12 protein-coding genes are annotated in these 16322 nt (G+C 62.4%); 3 read left to right on the top strand and 9 right to left on the bottom strand.

From position 1 onward, the window contains the following. The 4 genes from AAFP29_RS05130 to AAFP29_RS05115 all read right to left on the bottom strand — a co-directional run bounded on the left by AAFP29_RS05130 (position 1) and on the right by AAFP29_RS05115 (position 4614). Complete coding sequence (locus AAFP29_RS05130) at positions 1-1758, bottom strand: LpqB family beta-propeller domain-containing protein (protein WP_419216224.1); 1758 nt, start codon at positions 1756-1758, stop codon at positions 1-3. Beyond that, positions 1755-3410, bottom strand: coding sequence for an MtrAB system histidine kinase MtrB (mtrB, locus tag AAFP29_RS05125; RefSeq protein ID WP_419216223.1), 1656 nt, complete (start codon positions 3408-3410; stop codon positions 1755-1757). Before mtrB ends, AAFP29_RS05130 begins: the two co-directional genes overlap by 4 nt. Beyond that, positions 3407-4084 (bottom strand): MtrAB system response regulator MtrA, encoded by a 678-nt coding sequence (mtrA, locus tag AAFP29_RS05120; RefSeq protein WP_040524131.1) that lies wholly within the window; start codon positions 4082-4084, stop codon positions 3407-3409. The genes mtrB and mtrA overlap by 4 nt, the downstream gene beginning before the upstream one ends. Positions 4085-4167: 83 nt before the next feature. After that, positions 4168-4614 carry a YdeI/OmpD-associated family protein gene (locus tag AAFP29_RS05115; protein WP_419216222.1) on the bottom strand — a complete coding sequence of 149 codons (447 nt, stop codon included), beginning with the start codon at positions 4612-4614 and terminating at the stop codon, positions 4168-4170. A gap of 32 nt (positions 4615-4646) precedes the next feature. Here AAFP29_RS05115 and AAFP29_RS05110 point away from each other — a divergent pair, with 32 nt between their 5' ends. Further along, on the top strand, positions 4647-5282 hold the full coding sequence (locus AAFP29_RS05110; protein ID WP_419216221.1) for a dTMP kinase: 636 nt from the start codon (positions 4647-4649) through the stop codon (positions 5280-5282). 492 nt (positions 5283-5774) lie between these two features. On the opposite strand, the gene AAFP29_RS05105 is transcribed toward AAFP29_RS05110, so the two are convergent. The 3 genes from AAFP29_RS05105 to ahcY form a co-directional block, all read right to left on the bottom strand. Beyond that, on the bottom strand, positions 5775-7310 hold the full coding sequence (locus AAFP29_RS05105) for a DHA2 family efflux MFS transporter permease subunit (RefSeq protein ID WP_419216219.1): 1536 nt from the start codon (positions 7308-7310) through the stop codon (positions 5775-5777). A gap of 70 nt (positions 7311-7380) precedes the next feature. Then, a complete protein-coding gene (locus AAFP29_RS05100) occupies positions 7381-7761 on the bottom strand; it encodes a VOC family protein (RefSeq protein ID WP_419216218.1) in 381 nt (126 codons plus the stop codon). A 46-nt stretch (positions 7762-7807) separates the two neighbouring features. Beyond that, complete coding sequence (ahcY, locus tag AAFP29_RS05095; RefSeq protein WP_419216217.1) at positions 7808-9283, bottom strand: adenosylhomocysteinase; 1476 nt, start codon at positions 9281-9283, stop codon at positions 7808-7810. Positions 9284-9441: 158 nt separating this feature from the next. On the opposite strand from ahcY, the gene AAFP29_RS05090 reads away from it, so the two are divergent. Then, entirely contained in the window at positions 9442-11277 is a 1836-nt protein-coding gene (locus AAFP29_RS05090; protein WP_419216216.1) for an alkyl/aryl-sulfatase, read from the top strand. A gap of 11 nt (positions 11278-11288) precedes the next feature. On the opposite strand, the gene AAFP29_RS05085 is transcribed toward AAFP29_RS05090, so the two are convergent. Then, positions 11289-13820: a LuxR C-terminal-related transcriptional regulator gene (locus AAFP29_RS05085; protein WP_419216215.1), complete on the bottom strand. Its 2532-nt coding sequence runs from the start codon at positions 13818-13820 to the stop codon at positions 11289-11291. Positions 13821-14457: 637 nt separating this feature from the next. Between AAFP29_RS05085 and AAFP29_RS05080 the strand changes: the two genes are divergently transcribed. After that, a complete protein-coding gene (locus AAFP29_RS05080) occupies positions 14458-14685 on the top strand; it encodes a hypothetical protein (RefSeq protein ID WP_419216214.1) in 228 nt (75 codons plus the stop codon). A 333-nt stretch (positions 14686-15018) separates the two neighbouring features. Here the strand turns inward: AAFP29_RS05080 and AAFP29_RS05075 are convergent, their stop codons facing one another. Continuing rightward, a complete protein-coding gene (locus AAFP29_RS05075) occupies positions 15019-16290 on the bottom strand; it encodes a hypothetical protein (protein WP_419216213.1) in 1272 nt (423 codons plus the stop codon). Positions 16291-16322: the final 32 nt, after the last annotated feature.

Genomic DNA, 16322 nt, shown 5'->3' with positions numbered 1-16322 from the left:
TCAGCCCGGCAACACCGGCATCGCATCTGGCGACATCGCGCCGTCGACTTCGGTCCACGAACGGTCCGGCTGTCCGTCGGTGCTCCCCAATCGCAGAACGCCACGGGCATCGCCAACATAGACGGTCGTGGCATTCGCCGCGACAGAGCGCAGCGGTGGAGTCAGATTGCCGCTGAGTAATCCCACCGCGGGCAACCCGCTGATCGAGACCTGCGCGACCGGCGCCTCCGGAGTATCACGAGCAACCATCAATGTCGTCGGAGTCGCCCAGTCGATTCCGGTGGAATCGTTGCCGAGGTTATAGGCGGCGATCCGCGGCGACGTCAGCGCAATTGAGCCGTCGGGCGACGTCACAATCGAAGCAAACAACAGTTGCCCGGAGACCAGCAGCGCCGCGCGCGCGCCGTCGGGTGACACTTTCAGCTGGGCAATCGGTCCACGCAGGACAGTCGCAATCGACGACGCGTCGGCAACGGTGACCCGGGTACCGCTGTCGGCAAATACCCACTGGGTCGGTTTCCCGTCGACCACCGCCCAGACCGTGTAGTTATTCGGCCCGAAGCTGGGCCGTGAGATAGTCGCACCACTGGCCAGCGGGCTCACCGTGCCGCCGTATGCGCCGGCAAGCAGCGTGACGCGGGGCGAATCAGCCGACTGTTGCACCGCCGCGACTCGAGTTCCATCTGCGGAAATCGCCGCGGCCATCAGATGTCGATCGGTCCCCAGCGGGCCAGCCACCGGCGAAGCTCCCTGGTCGTTGATGGTGTAAAGCGCCCCCGCGCGCAAGACGTTGAGACCAACCGATGTCTGTTGCACCGCATTGGGATTCGACGATTCCACATCCGTGATACGCCACTCGTCCGAGTGGCCGGGCACCAGCGGACCGCCGTCGGCGGTCAGCGTATACGGACCGGCGACATCGGCGTCGTGCAGAGTCCAAATCACCTGCGCGGCAAGCAGATTCCTCGCCGACCCCGACATCTCACCCAGCCCGCCGAAATCTACCTTCATCCCGGCGCCGCGGATCACCTGGGCACGGCCATTCAACCGGGCGCCAGAGGGGAAGGAACTCTCCACTGCTCCGTCGAGCTCCGACGTCGGGCCGGCGATCAACCGGGAGAGCAGATCGGTCGGCATGTAGTTACCCAGGTAGAACCACCGCGGATCAGGTGTCAGGCGCGCATTGCCCGCACCCGACAAGGCCGCCGGCGGATCGGTGAAGTACAGCATCGCCAGCCGATAGGTCGACTCGAACTGCCGACGGTCGAGCATGACACCCGACGGCAGCGCACCGTCGATCCGCCAGCCGGCGGTTGTCCGCGTCATCGTCATGGTGGTTTCCACCCGACCGTTCGCGGGTAGAAGTTGTCCGTTGACCTTCAAGATGCCGCTGTTGTCCGCGATCAGCCGCATGGTGACCGACGTGTCGGTGCGCTCGTCGACGAGCAGTGATGCGTCGTCGAGCACCACGGTGTCGCCGCGATCGTCCCATTGCTTGGCCGCCGTCGGCGTGAGGAAAGCTCGGGCCGAGGCATGGGCGTTCCGCGGATCGGCGGTGGCCCGCAGGAACGCACGTGCCAGCGCCTCGGGATCCATGTCATTCTGCGGCGTCGGCAATGCACTCGTCGGCACTTGCCGGTTGAACGGCTGAACCGGCTGCGGCGCTGAATCGGTTGGGATCGAAGCACATCCAGACAGCCCGAGCACCACGACGGCACATCCGATCACCAGGCGCAGTACGGTCGAACGAAATGTCACTTGGGACCTCCCGACGGTGCGGCGCGTCCACCGCGCGCCGACGTCGGCTTGAGCGGCAACGGCGAACCGAGCACCTTGTGACCGCGTACCAATGGCAAGGTCAACCGGAAGTTCGCGCCCTTCCCGGGCTCCCCCCAAGCTTCTAGCCGTCCCTGATGCAGGCGTGCGTCTTCCACGCTGATCGCCAGGCCGAGTCCGGTACCACCGGATCGTCGGAACCGAGACGGATCAGATCGCCAGAATCGGTTGAACACCAGGCGCTCTTCACCGGGACGTAAACCGATGCCCAGGTCGCGGACGGTCAGGGCGACCGCGTCACCGTCCGAACGCATGGTCAACGTGACCGGTTTGTGCTCGCCGTGGTCGATCGCGTTGGCCAGCAGGTTTCGCAGCACGCGCTCGATTCGGCGCGGATCAATCTCGGCGATCACCGGTTCGCGCGGGAAGTCGAGGACCAGTTCGGTATCGGATTCGGCGGCCAGATGGGTGACGGTCGCCAATGCTCCTTCGATCGGGATGAGCATGTCCATCCGCTCCGATGCCAGCTCGGCCATCCCGGCGTCGTGTCGCGAAATTTCCAACAGTTCGGCAAGCAACGTCTCGAATCGGTCGATCTCCTTGTTGAGCAGTTCAACCGATCGTTTGAGTACCGGCTCAAGATCGTCACGTGATTCGTAGAGCACATCGCTGGCCATCCGAACGGTAGTGAGCGGAGTACGCAGTTCATGGCTGACGTCGGAGGTGAATTGGCGTTGCAGTCCGCCGAATTCTTCGAGGTGGGTGATCTGTTTGGACAAACTCTCGGCCATATCGTTGAACGACATAGCTAGCCGGGCCATATCGTCCTCACCGCGGACCGGCATTCGTTCCTTGAGTCGGCCGTCGGCGAATCGCACGGCGATCCTCGACGCCGAGCGAACCGGGAGCACGACTTGCCGCGACACCAGCCAGGCGATCGCGGCCAATAGCCCAAGCAGCACGATCGCGCCGGTGAGCAGGGTGCCGCGCACCAGGGAGACCGTATTGGCTTCGTTGGTCAACGGGAAGACCAGATACAACTCCAGCCCGGATACCGCGGAATTGGTCGGTGTGCCGATAATCAGGGCCGACACGGAACTGCCGCCCTCGGCAGCGACCGTCGAGTACTGATAGGCCACCTGTCCGCCCTGCACCATCGCCCGCAAGGTGGTCGGAATCTCCGACGTCGGGCCGACGCCGGAGTCGGTCGCGCCGCCACTGCCAGGGACCAGCAACACAATGTCGAATGCACCCACCGCACCGGTGGTCTGCGACGAGTCACTGTCACGCTCGGTGAGCAACGCACGAGTTTGCCGCAATCGCACCTGGACCGACGAACTGGCATCGGATGCGGTGAGTCCACGTTCGACGGCAACCCGCGCCCGGTCGATTTCCTCGGTAGCCGCAGCAAGTTTTGCGTCGAGCAGGCGGTCGGTGATCTGTGAAATCAGTACGAAACCCAGAATCAGGATCACGACGAACGACAAGGCCAACGTAGAAACAACTACGCGCAGTTGAAGCGAACGTCGCCATACATGGCCGAAGCCGCGCCCCACTCGACCGGCCGCACGGGTGATGCGGCCAAAAGTTGAGTTGACGCGGCGTCTCGGCCCGAATCGCGGGCGAGAGATCACGGCGGTCCGGCCTTGTAGCCGACCCCTCTCACCGTGAGCACTACTTCAGGATTCTCCGGGTCCGTCTCGACCTTCGCGCGCAGCCGCTGGACATGCACGTTGACGAGTCGGGTGTCGGCGGGATGACGGTAGCCCCAAACCTGTTCGAGCAGCACGTCACGAGTAAACACCTGACGTGGCTTGCGGGCCAGCGCGACGAGTAGATCGAACTCCAACGGAGTCAACGAGATAGGCACACCATCGCGGGTGACTTTATGGGCGGGAACATCGATCTCAACGGGTCCGATGGACAGCATTTCGGCCGGTTCATCGTCGGTGCGACGCAGACGGGCGCGTACGCGTGCGACTAGTTCCTTCGGCTTGAAGGGTTTGACCATGTAATCGTCGGCACCGGACTCCAGGCCCAACACGACGTCGACCGTGTCGGATTTGGCCGTGAGCATCACGATCGGGACACCCGAGTCGGCACGCAGCACCCGACACACGTCGATACCGTTCATGCCGGGCAGCATCAGGTCGAGCAGGACCAGGTCGGGGCGAATCTCCCGGACCGCGGTGAGCGCCTGCGTTCCATCACCGACGACGAACGGTTCAAAACCCTCGCCGCGCAACACGATTGTCAACATCTCCGCGAGCGCGGCGTCATCATCGACGACAAGGATGCGTGGCTTCATGATCATATGGTGACATTCCCGTGACCTCTTGTCCGGACGGCACGCCGCGCGGGCCGATATCCGCCGGCCGCAATGCATCCATATCAGCCAGCACCCTGGTTCAACTCCGCGATGACCTTCTCGATGCGTCGAAGGCGGGTCTCGGGCCGTTTGGCCTCGGCGACTGACCGCGCACCTTCCTTGCGGCGGGTGTAGGTCTGGGCGTCGAACGCCGATCGCAACGATGCTTCCGCCAGCGCCGCGGCCAGATCGTCGGGCACCTGGACCGTACGGGCCGCGGCGTCGAGTTCGATTGCGGCATCGACGGTGTCACCAATATCGACACCAAGTTGGGCGCGTGCCGCCTTGGACAGTCCGATTAGGTTCGCGCCGCCCATCACTGCCAGGCGCAACCGCGCCTGACGCGCTCCGATCGTCACCAGAACCGCGGCTCGTTTCCCACCGCCGAGGTCGTCGACTTGGGCGTCGGTCAGCTCGATCGCGGTGGCGGGGCCGACAGGTTCGAGGGTCGTTTGGACGTGCAACACCATGCGCCCGAGCATGCCACCTTACGATTTAGGGCGTGGGAAAACTCATCGCGGTGGAAGGCCTCGACGGCGCAGGCAAGAACACATTGGTGACATCACTGGTCGCCGGCTGGCGGGCGCGCGGGATGTCGGTGTCAACTCTCGCCTTTCCGCGTTACGGAACGGCGGTTACCGCCGACATCGCCGCCGAGGCGCTACACGGACGCCACGGCGACCTCGCCTCCTCGGCTTACGCCATGGCAATGCTGTTCGCGCTGGACCGTGCCGATGCCGCCGCTCAGATCCGCGCCGACGTCGTCGCGCACGACATCGTCATCCTCGACCGCTACGTCGCGTCGAACGCGGCGTACAGCGCTGCACGATTAGGCGAGCCGGTGGACGGTTCTGCGGTAACTTGGGTAGCCGACCTCGAGTTCGGGCGTTTCGGCCTGCCGGTTCCCAATCACCAAGTGTTCCTTGGGGTTCCGACCTCGGTGGCAGCCGAGCGGGCCCGCGGGCGGGCAGAGTCGGATGCGTCGCGGGCACGTGACGCTTACGAACGCGACGACGATCTTCAAACCCGGGTCGACTTCGCCTATCGCTCTTTGGCTGCGGCACAATGGTTTTCACCGTGGTCGGTGACGAACGGCGAAGCAGACGATCCGGTGATCGAGGAACTGACCGGCATCTGATCCGATCGTCGAGCGCACCGCCACTTGGCTTCCGAAGACACGTCACCAGTCTCGATACACCGCCGGGCTCGCAAGCTCGCACGACGGCACTCGACCAACCAAATAGCTCCGGTCGTCGAGTGCCGAAACGAGCCCTCCGATCGTCGAGTGCCGAAACGAGCCCCTCCGGTCGTCGAGTGCCGAAACGAGCCCTCCGATCGTCGAGTGCCGAAACGAGCCCCTCCGGTCGTCGAGTGCCGAAACGAGCCCTCCGATCGTCGAGTGCCGAAACGAGCCCCTCCGGTCGTCGAGTGCCGAAACGAGCCCTCCGATCGTCGAGTGCCGAAACGAGCCCCTCCGGTCGTCGAGTGCCGAAACGAGCCCTCCGATCGTCGAGTGCCGAAACGAGCCCCTCCGGTCGTCGAGTGCCGAAACGAGCTTGCGAGTTTCGGTGTATCGAGACGCAGTGAGACGAACTCGAAACCCAGCCCCGGCCCCGACCCCCGACCCTCGTCACTCGACGATCGGACGCATCCCGTCAACCGCACTCGACTGTTTCGGCTTATGTCTCGGCAGGAAGAACGCGGGCACCAGCGTCACCACAACCAGACATAACGACACCGTCCAGGTGTGCGCGAACGCCGACGCCGCCTGATCAAGACCCTCGTTGAAGATCTTCGGCGGAATCTTCGCCTCCAGTGCCGGATTCATCTGTGCCGCAATGGCTGGCCGCGCGAATTCGTGACGCGCCAGCAGCGTCGTCAGAACGACTGCGATCGTCGCCGTACCGATCGAACTACCGGTCTGGTTGACGATATTCATCAGCGACGAACCACGCGCGACCTGCTGATGATTGAGGGTCGCCAGAGCGGCAGTCATCGTCGGCATCATGGTGGCACCCATACCGAGTCCCATGACAAACAGCGCGCATTCGATCGCGACCATCGGCGTATCCGCACCAATCGTGGTGAAGAACGACAGTCCGATGCAGATGACGACGACTCCGGTCAGGACAATGCGCCCGGGCCCGATCTTGTCGACCAGCCGCCCGGCTATCGGCATCGTGATCATCGCGCCGAGCCCCTGCGGAGCGATCAACAGACCTGCGGTCAGCGTTGACACCCCGCGTACCTGCTGCAGATACGTGGGCAACAAGAGCGCAGCGCCGAAGAACGCCATGACAAAGAACAGCATGGTCAGCACCGCGAAAGTCAGGTCACGATTCTTGAACAGATGCAGGTCGATCAGCGGATGCTCGGTGCGCAACGCATGGAAAACGAAGCCAGCCAACAGCACAAGTCCGACGATGCCGGGCAGCAGGACTTTGACCGCGATCACCCGGCCTTCGCCGGGGATCGACGACACTCCGAACAGGAATAGCGCGAGTCCCGGCGAGGCGAGCAGCATGCCGAGGAAGTCGAAGGATTGTGATGGCTGCGGGTTGTCGGGCTCGAGCACGAGCGCGGCGAGAGTGAGTGCGACGATGCCGATCGGCACGTTGATCAGAAAGATCCAATGCCAACTGAAGTCTTCGATCAGCCAGCCACCCAGAATCGGTCCGCCGATGGGGCCGAGCAGCATAGGTATGCCGATGATCGCCATCACCCGCCCAACACGGTCCGGGCCGGCGGCTTGCGTCATGATCGTCATGGCCAGCGGCATGAGCATGCCGCCGCCGAGCCCCTGAATTACCCGAAATCCGATGAGCGACTGAATATTCCACGCAGTGCTGCACAGCACCGAGCCGAGTACGAACAACACCAGCGCGAGCATGTACAGGCGCTTGGTACCAAACCGATCGGCCGCCCAGCCAGTCAACGGAATCACCGTTGCCAGCGCGAGGGTGTAACCCGTCATCGACCAGGCCGCGAAGGTGTAACTGGTCGAGAAGACATCCTGGAAGGTTGGGATCGCGACGTTGACAACGGTGATGTCGAGGATCGACATGATCGCGCCGATAATCACCACTCCGGCGATCTTCAGGACGCGGGCATCGAGCCCGTCCGGCGGGGTGGTCGCGCCCGCCTGTGATGAAGAGGAAGAAGTCATCGGCACAGCCTGCCACGATTCGTTTCGCTTCGCGGTCGCGCCGAAAAGAATTAGTTCGGTGAAGCTATTCTCAGCGAAGATCGCGCCGCAGCGGATGGTTCTCCGGCACCTCGACGAGGACGATCTGCACTCCGTCGGGATCGGCGATCCACATCTCGATCAGACCCCACGGTTCGGTCTGTGCGGCGCGGGTGATGTCGACGCCGGCGGCGCGCAACTGCTCGGCCGTGACCCCGACGTCGCGCACCTGCAACCAGATCGCCCCGCTGAACCCCGTCGACGTCGAGTTGCCGTGGCCAGCAACCTCGATGAGACTCTGTCCCGCGAAAAAGACTGTGCCGCCCGGATATTCACGGAATATCGCCAGTCCAAGCAGGTCTCGGTAAAACGCAAGGGTGGTGTTGTAGTCAGTCGGGCGCAGGATCAACCTGCTGCTCAGAATCTCGACCACGACACCACCCTAAACGTTAGTGCGTCCGATATTGCTCACTACCGAGTTAGTAGCGGTAGTGCTCTGGCTTGTAGGGGCCTTCGACGTCGACGCCGATGTATTCGGCTTGCTCTTTGGAGAGTTTGGTCAGCGTGCCGCCGAGCGCTTCGACGTGGATACGTGCGACCTTCTCGTCGAGGTGTTTGGGCAGGCGGTAGACCTCGTTGTCGTATTCGTCGGGCTTAGTCCACAATTCGATCTGCGCGATGACCTGGTTGGAGAAACTGTTGCTCATCACGAACGAGGGGTGCCCGGTCGCGTTACCCAGGTTGAGCAGACGCCCTTCGGACAACACGATGATGCTGTGGCCGTCTTCGAAGATCCACTGATCGACCTGCGGCTTGACGACGACGCGGGTGACACCGGGCGCGTTTTCGAGTCCGGCCATGTCGATCTCGTTGTCGAAGTGACCGATATTGCCCAGGATGGCCTGGTTCTTCATCTGCTTCATGTGATCGAAGGTGATGATGCCCAGGTTGCCCGTTGAGGTGATGACGATGTCGGCGTTGCCGATCGCATCTTCGACGGTCACAACGTCGAAGCCGTCCATCAGCGCCTGCAGCGCGTTGATCGGGTCGATTTCGGTGACCTGCACGCGGGCGCCCTGACCGGCCAAGGATTCCGCACAGCCCTTGCCGACGTCGCCGTAACCACAGATAAGCACCTTCTTGCCGCCGATGAGCACGTCGGTGCCGCGGTTGATGCCGTCGATCAACGAGTGGCGGGTGCCGTACTTGTTGTCGAACTTGGATTTGGTGACCGAGTCATTGACGTTGATCGCCGGGAAGGTGAGATCTCCTGCGGCGGCGAACTGGTAGAGCCGCAGCACGCCGGTGGTGGTCTCCTCGGTGACACCCTTGACCGACTCGGACACCTTGGTCCACTTGGTCTTGTCGACCTCAAAGCTGTTGCGCAGCAACTCCAAGAAGACATTGTATTCGGCGGAGTTCGCGTCGTCGGCGGGCGGAACCACACCGGCCTTCTCGAACTCGGCGCCACGCAGCACCAGCATGGTGGCATCACCACCATCGTCGAGAATCATGTTGGCGGGCTGGTCGGGCCAGGTGAGCATCTGCTCGGCGGCCCACCAGTACTCTTCGAGGGTCTCACCCTTCCACGCGAAGACCGGCACGCCCTTGGGTTCCTCGACGGTGCCGTTGGGCCCGACGACGATCGCCGCGGCGGCGTGATCCTGGGTTGAGAAAATGTTGCACGACGCCCAGCGGACCTCGGCACCCAACGCGGTCAGAGTCTCGATCAGGACCGCGGTCTGCACCGTCATATGCAGTGAGCCGGACACTCGGGCGCCCTTGAGTGGCAACACATCCGCGTATTCACGACGCAGCGACATCAGGCCGGGCATCTCATGCTCGGCGAGTTCGATTTCTTTGCGGCCGAAGTCGGCCAGCGACAGATCAGCGACTTTGAAGTCGATTCCGTTAAGGGTATCGACCGTCGGGTCAGATTTGCGCACCATTGTCATCTATCTCCCCAATAAAACTTCACGGACGGCGATTTGCTCCGCTCAGGCTATCGGACCGTCTCTTTAGGGTTACCTTCACCCCGAACGGGTGAGGAGAATGAGTACCGACAGCCCCTAGCGTGGAAGACGCACCCACTGAACTCGCTGGAGGTCTCACCTTGTCCGCAGAATCGATCTTCCCGTTCGACGACACCCAAGACTTCGAGGACACCCACCGAGGATTCATCGCTTCGGTGTCACCGGGAACGATCACCAACGATCGGGGTGAGGTCGTATGGGATTGCGACTCATACGATTTCATCGCCGGCGAGGCTCCACCGACGGTTCACCCCAGCCTGTGGCGACAGTCGAAATTGGTCGCCAAACATGGCCTGTTCAAGGTCCTCGACAGCATCTATCAGGTGCGCGGCTTCGACCTGTCGAATATCACCTTCGTTGAAGGCGATACCGGCATCATCATCATCGACCCGCTGATCTCCACCGAGACCGCGGCGGCAGCGCTGAAACTGTACCGCGAGCATCGCGGGGACCGGCCGGTCATAGCGGTCATCTACACGCATTGTCACGTCGACCATTTCGGCGGTGTGAAAGGGGTGACTACCCAGGCGGACGTCGACGCCGGTCGGGTCCAGATCATCGCGCCCGCAGGCTTCCTCGAACCGGCTATCGCGGAGAATCTCTACGTCGGAACGGCGATGGCTCGTCGGGCGGGCTATATGTACGGTGCGGCATTGCCACGCACCCCGCACGGCAGTGTTGGCGCGGGCCTTGGTCAAACCACCTCGACTGGAACCGTCACGCTCATCCCGCCGACCGTCGACATCACCGAGACCGGGCAGGAGCTGACCATCGACGGTGTGCGCATCGTCTTCCAACTCGCACCGGGTACCGAAGCTCCGGCCGAAATGCATTTCCACTTCCCCGACCACCGGGCTCTATGCATCGCTGAGAATGCCACACATACCTTGCACAACATCTTGACCTTGCGCGGCGCGGTCGTTCGGGACGCGCATATCTGGGCTCACTATCTCGGCGAGGCCATCGAAATGTTCGGCGACCACACCGACGTGGTTTTCGCGTCACATCATTGGCCAACATGGGATCACGACCGCGCCGTCGGCTTCCTGGCAGCGCAACGCGACCTTTACGGCTATCTGCACGATCAGACTGTCCGCATGATCAATAAGGGCTACACCGGTACCGAAATCGCCGATCGTATCGAGATGCCACCGGCCCTGGACAAGATGTGGTCGACCCACGGCTACTACGGTTCGCTCAGCCATAACGTGAAAGCCATCTACCAGCGATATATGGGGTGGTACGACGGCAACCCCGCGCGACTCTGGCGGCATGCCCCCGCCGAAGCCGCCAAGCGCTACGTGGATTTCATGGGCGGGGCCGATGCCGTCGTCGCCAAGGCCCGAAAGTCTAAGGAGGACGGCGATTTACGTTGGACCGCAGAGGTTCTCGACCATGTGATCTTCGCTCAACCGAACCATACGGCAGGACGCGCCCTGTTTGCCGAGACCTTGGAAGCACTCGGACTCGGCTCGGAGAACGGAACATGGCGAAATGTCTACCTGTCTGCGGCGACGGAGTTGCGCAATGGCAATCTCGGAACGCCGACGGCCAGCTCGCCAACCGATGTCTTAGCCGTCCTCGCTCCGGAGATGTTCTTCGACGCCGTCGCTATTCAAATTGACGGGCCGCGGGCATGGGACCTCAATGTCTCACTGCGGTGGGTTTTTCCGGACCACGGGACTGTACTGCGCACCCGCCTGCGAAACGGTGTATTCAGCCATAACGCCGATTCGCCGGGGCCGGTCGACGCGACGCTGACCGTCCCCAGAGCGGCGCTGGCCGCCCTGGCAATGGCCGATCTTCCCCGAGCACAATCAGCGGGGTTGACCATCGACGGTGATCTGACCGCCCTATCGCGAATATTCGGCGTACTCGATCCCGGTGACCCCGCCTTCGAGATCATCGTGCCGTAGCCGAACAGGTCTCAAACGAGGCCCAATTCCCGACCACGGACGACGGCCTCGCGTCGACCACTGGCCGCCAGCTTCTGGTAGATCGACCGTTGGTGGGTCTTCACGGTATTTACCGAGATGTACAGCGAATCAGCGATTTCGGCGGTAGTCAGCGAACTGACCAAGTACCGCAGCACGTTCATCTCCCGGTCGCTGAGCGGAACGAACAGTTCGGCCGATCCAGATCTACGAATGTCGGCCGCCGACATCCGACTCAACAAATCCAGTGCGAACGCGGTCTGCGACGTCCCGTTCTCGATACGTTGCGACAGCAAAATGCGTAACTCGTTCTCGCGGGCCAGAAATGGGCGGCGGAGGTCGACATCACTCGCGAATGTCAGGGCCTGTTCTAGGACGTCGAGCTTGTCGCCCAGCGACGTCGCGGCGACGACGTCATCTAGCAGCTCCTCGAGTAGGTGGCGCGGCGCGGCCGCGCTGGCGAGTGTGGTGCGGACGTTGGTCGGACCGCTCGGATGTCGGCTACTGGCAAGCCTCACCGTGATGACCTCGTCGACACGAGCAGCGTTTTCGATGAGCGACGGCGGCAATATCGATTCGGCGATCTCCGATCGTCCGGTTCTCAGGATCGATGCCGCGCCGTATGCGTCACCGATCGCTAGCGCCAACTGCGTCCGCATCAGGACTACTGCGAATAGGGTCGCGGGGTCTGTGGCGGCCGACGCGGCCTTGTCAAGCCAGCGGGCCGACTCGTCGAGTTCGTCGCGATCAAGCGAAACCCCGGCGAGCGCCAAGAAGGCAACCGCCTGCCTCGAGTCGTCGGGTATCCCGACAGCGGCGAACCCGCTTATCGCCTCGGCTGCCCATCTGGCGGAGGCAGTCAATTCCCCTGCCTCCCAACACAAATAGGCAAGGTGAGCCCGCGCGTTATGTACCGGAAGTACGGCTTTCACACCGAGGCTCGGCTGTGCGGCGTCGAGCAGATGCCCGCGGGCGGCAGCGATGTCGCCGAGCCACAGCTCGCAAGTACCCGCATTGCTCTTCAGCAGTACCCGCAATGCCGACCAGTCGGCTATGCCGAGGCCGGCCAGGACCCGGGCGTCGGTCGGCATCGCCCGACAGCCGGCGAGAACTCCGGAAAAGTCTCCTGCCCAACGCATTACACCCAATTCGATGAGATCGAGTAAGAATTCGTACCGTCGTCGCTCTTCCTCGCCGACCCGATGCAACTCCGCTCGCGTGGCTGCTGCCAACTCGCGTAGTCCCGACGCCGCACCCGCCATCGCCTGTGCCGCAGCGGTTCCCACGGCAAAGCCCGGATGCAGCAACATCATTTCCCGCGGCACAGCGGCCAGAATCGAGATGAGGTCCATCGGCGACTGCCGCACCGTCCAGGTCACGACGTTGATACCGACCAACTCCGCGGCGAACGACCAGTCCTCACCAGACAACGCGTGATGCAGCGCACTCAACGGTTCATCCTGGTCGTGATACCAAGTGGCCGCGGCACGGTGTAACTCGACGCGCCGAAGGCGGTCGGTCACCCTCGACCGCAAGAAATCCAACAGGAGTGGATGAATGCGATACCAGCCAAGGTGGTCGCCGAGTTCGTGAATGAATGCGTTGAGGTGTGACAGTTCGGAAAGGATGTCGGAACTGTGCGGTCCGCCGCCGAGCGCTGCGGCAAGATCCGGGCAGACTTCATCCACGGTGCTCACGCGGGCCAAGAAGTCCTGCCAGCGCTTCGGCAGGCCGAGGTAGACCTCATTCATCAGATAGTCGGCGATGTAGCCGGTACACCCGGAGAAGTCCGCGATGAACGCCGTCGGATCGTCAGCCCCGGTTAGGCCGAGAGCCGCGAGCCTGAGTCCGGCCGCCCAGCCTTCGGTCCGCCCGACAATGGCCGTCAGTTCGTCACCACTCAATCCGACATCGAGTTGTGCGAACAGCGATCCCGCCTCATTGTTGTTGAACCGCAGCACATCAGTGCGGATATCGATGAGCATCCCATCGGCCCGCATACGATGCAGCGGCCACGGCGGGTCGTGACGTGTGATTGCCACCAGATGTAGATTCGGACCACCCGCGGCGATGAATTCGACCACTTGATCGTGGATCTTCTCACCAGTGACGCCGTTGAGATCATCAAGCACGATGATCACCTCATCGGGCCGCTGGGTTATCCACCGGGCGAGGCGTCGGGCAACTTCGCTCGGCGCGCGGTCCGCCAAACCCACGACCTCTTCAAGTTCATCGGTATCGTCGCCCCGTCGGGCCAACGCGTCGACGATCCCCGCCCAGATCGACGACTCGTTATCTCCGATGGCGCCGACATTCACCCACGCCGCATCGCTGAGGCCCCGCTCATCGAGCCATGACGCGACGGCCAACGATTTGCCGTAGCCGGCCGGCGCGCAGAGCAGTACACACGGGAGTATCCGGGCATTATCGAATATCTCAAGGACGCGCGGCCGGGATACGACGTTGCGCGCCACCGGACGAGTCAGCCTTACCGAACCTCGGCTCACGTTGAGTCGATCCGTCATCATCGCCACCGTTCTCCGCGATCCATACGGCCGATTTCATCCTTTTCGCATGACCTCAGGCTTGGCCTGCGGGGCAATGCTGATCAGTACGGGTTTGATCATGTGACGGCGGCAAGGTGGCGACGATGTCAGACATCTATCGATTCCGAGTCGAAGGAGCCCTAAGCCCGGAACTGATTGCCACATTTCATCCGCTGAGCACAATAGTGGAGTCTAATGCGACGGAGTTCTCTTGTCTCATTAATGACAGTCCACAGCTATATGGCGTCATGGCGCGATGCGAGACTTTGGGACTAAATCTTGTTTCGATGACGCGAGTAGGCGCCGAGGGCTGAGGGCACAGCGGATCGCGTTTTCAGCAAAGCCTGCAACTTTGCAAACCTCCTGCTCACAGCGCCAATGTTAGTGAGCGGTCTTGATTAGGAGATCAATACCGCTACACATTTCAACATTCTCAATCCGCTAACTCAGCTTGACTTACTGGGCTTCCATTCCGAACAAAGAATAGTCGATTGCAAACTCTAGATTCACGCGCAGCGTCTCGCGTAGTGACTCAACCCCTGCCCCTTATTCCGCTTCTTGCTCTGGCCGCGCGGCCGCCCTTGGGCGCACGCGCGTCCTCTTACCTTTCGAGTCAATGCCGGGCATCGCTTCGGAAAGTGTTCGACTGTATCTCGCCTCCCCCTCGACGGTGAGAATTCCGTCTTGCACGTCGATCATCGAGATAGTCGCCCAGAAGGCATTGCGATCATTGCCGCTCATCGACGATGATCCCGTGATCGGTCGCGAACGCGGCCAGACCTTCCTGATAGCCCTGACCGATCGCATCGATACGCCAAGCACAGTCTCGGCGGTCAGGGCGTAAGGCCGGAACAGATGCTCCGATGCTCCGCTGATCTGGATAGAAAGGCCTTGCACCGCAACGAAACTCACGCCATGCGCTTCGGTGCTCCCAGTGATGAGAACCCTGTTCACATCGGCCGGGATCAGGTCGAGGTCTAAGTCGATCACATGAGCGGCACTGATCGCGACACCTGGCCCGTAGGTTGGTTGAAGAAGATGTAGTCGTCATCGCTTCGGACCTTCCCGGCGCCGCTGAGAAGTGCTGCGGCAGCGTCGACCAAACCAGCGGCAGTCGACTCGAACGCAACCCTGTTTCAAGTCCGTGAATTGTGTTGGTTTGCAGTTATATTGGCGCTCACCGCGCCGGCTGGATAAGCAATTCGAGACCGACCAACACCACGCAGGCCACAATCACCGTCCACACGACGACCATTCCGGACGGATATGGCCAGAACATCACGATCGCCGCGGCCACCAGCACGACCGCGATCCGCAATACGTTGCGCGTCTGCCATGCCCACATTTCCACCGCCGAGGGTGCCCGGTCCGAACGTCGTGATCCCACTAGGGCAACACCTCGACCAATGCCGGACCGCAATCTTCGAGCCGATCGCGACCCGCCAGCGGCGAATCCCACTATGACCGCCACCAGACCGGCCGCGGCAACCGCACGCAACGCGATACGCAACGGCATGATCGTTGTGTCGAAGATCGCTCGCGCCGCATCGAGCGATATTGCGGCAGTTGGGATCTCGCCGAGATAGACGGCCCGACCGACCATAATGCCCAGCGCGAGCAACAGCATCGCGGTCACGATCGCAAGGCCCACGAGACTCAGTGTGCGCCAACGTCGCCCGCGACTGCTGAGCGCGATAGCCCCGGCTCCGGCAGCGAGCGCCAGCCACGGCAGGATCGTCGCCACTCGGTCGAGGACGCGCACCAGCGACTGCGCCCGCGCCAATTGCGGCGAACTGAACACAACGAACTCTTTGTCGATCACCGGTATCTGCTCCGCGAATCCGAAATTCCGTTGCGCGAGAAGGCCTTTGACTGCATCGATGATGGGGCCTAATCCGATCGCGACTGTGCCGTCGTCACCGATGCGGACCGCACCGTGCGGGGTTTGCCCGGTGACTGCCGCGACGAGCGCCTGGTGGGCCGCGCGATTGGCCGCGACCCACAGGTCGGCGAACTGCTCGGAGCCGACGAACTGATTCACGGTGGACCGAATGAGGGTTTCCGCCTGACTGGCGAGCAGCGGCGCCAGCTTGGCGAGTGCGGCGTCGATGCGCGGACGATCGGCCGGAGTGAGTTCGCTCAGCTCTGCCATCGTGTTGGCCACCAGCGCACTCAGATCGATCTGGCCGACGATCGCATCGGTGACACTATCGGCGATTTGCCCTTGGACTGCCGGGTCCCACGCCAACGGCGCGACCGTGGCCACATAATGTTCGGAGTCGAGCACCTGACTACGAACAAACCGGGTTGACACCGCCAACAGTGCGAGCACTCCGCATAAGACCACCAGCGACCAGACGATGATCGACCTACCGCGCGGCCGAGGACGAGCGGCCTGCGCTCTCAACCGCGCCAGCTCGGCGCGCTCCTCGCTGTCCAACGGGTCCATAGTTGCCAGTGTCGCCCGTGCCGGGAGGCAGG

Origin of the sequence: Gordonia sp. CPCC 205333, assembly GCF_048537885.1 — a bacterium.
GTDB lineage: Bacteria > Actinomycetota > Actinomycetes > Mycobacteriales > Mycobacteriaceae > Gordonia.
Note: the sequence above shows the minus strand (reverse complement) of the source record. Positions and strands in the feature narration are given on the sequence as shown.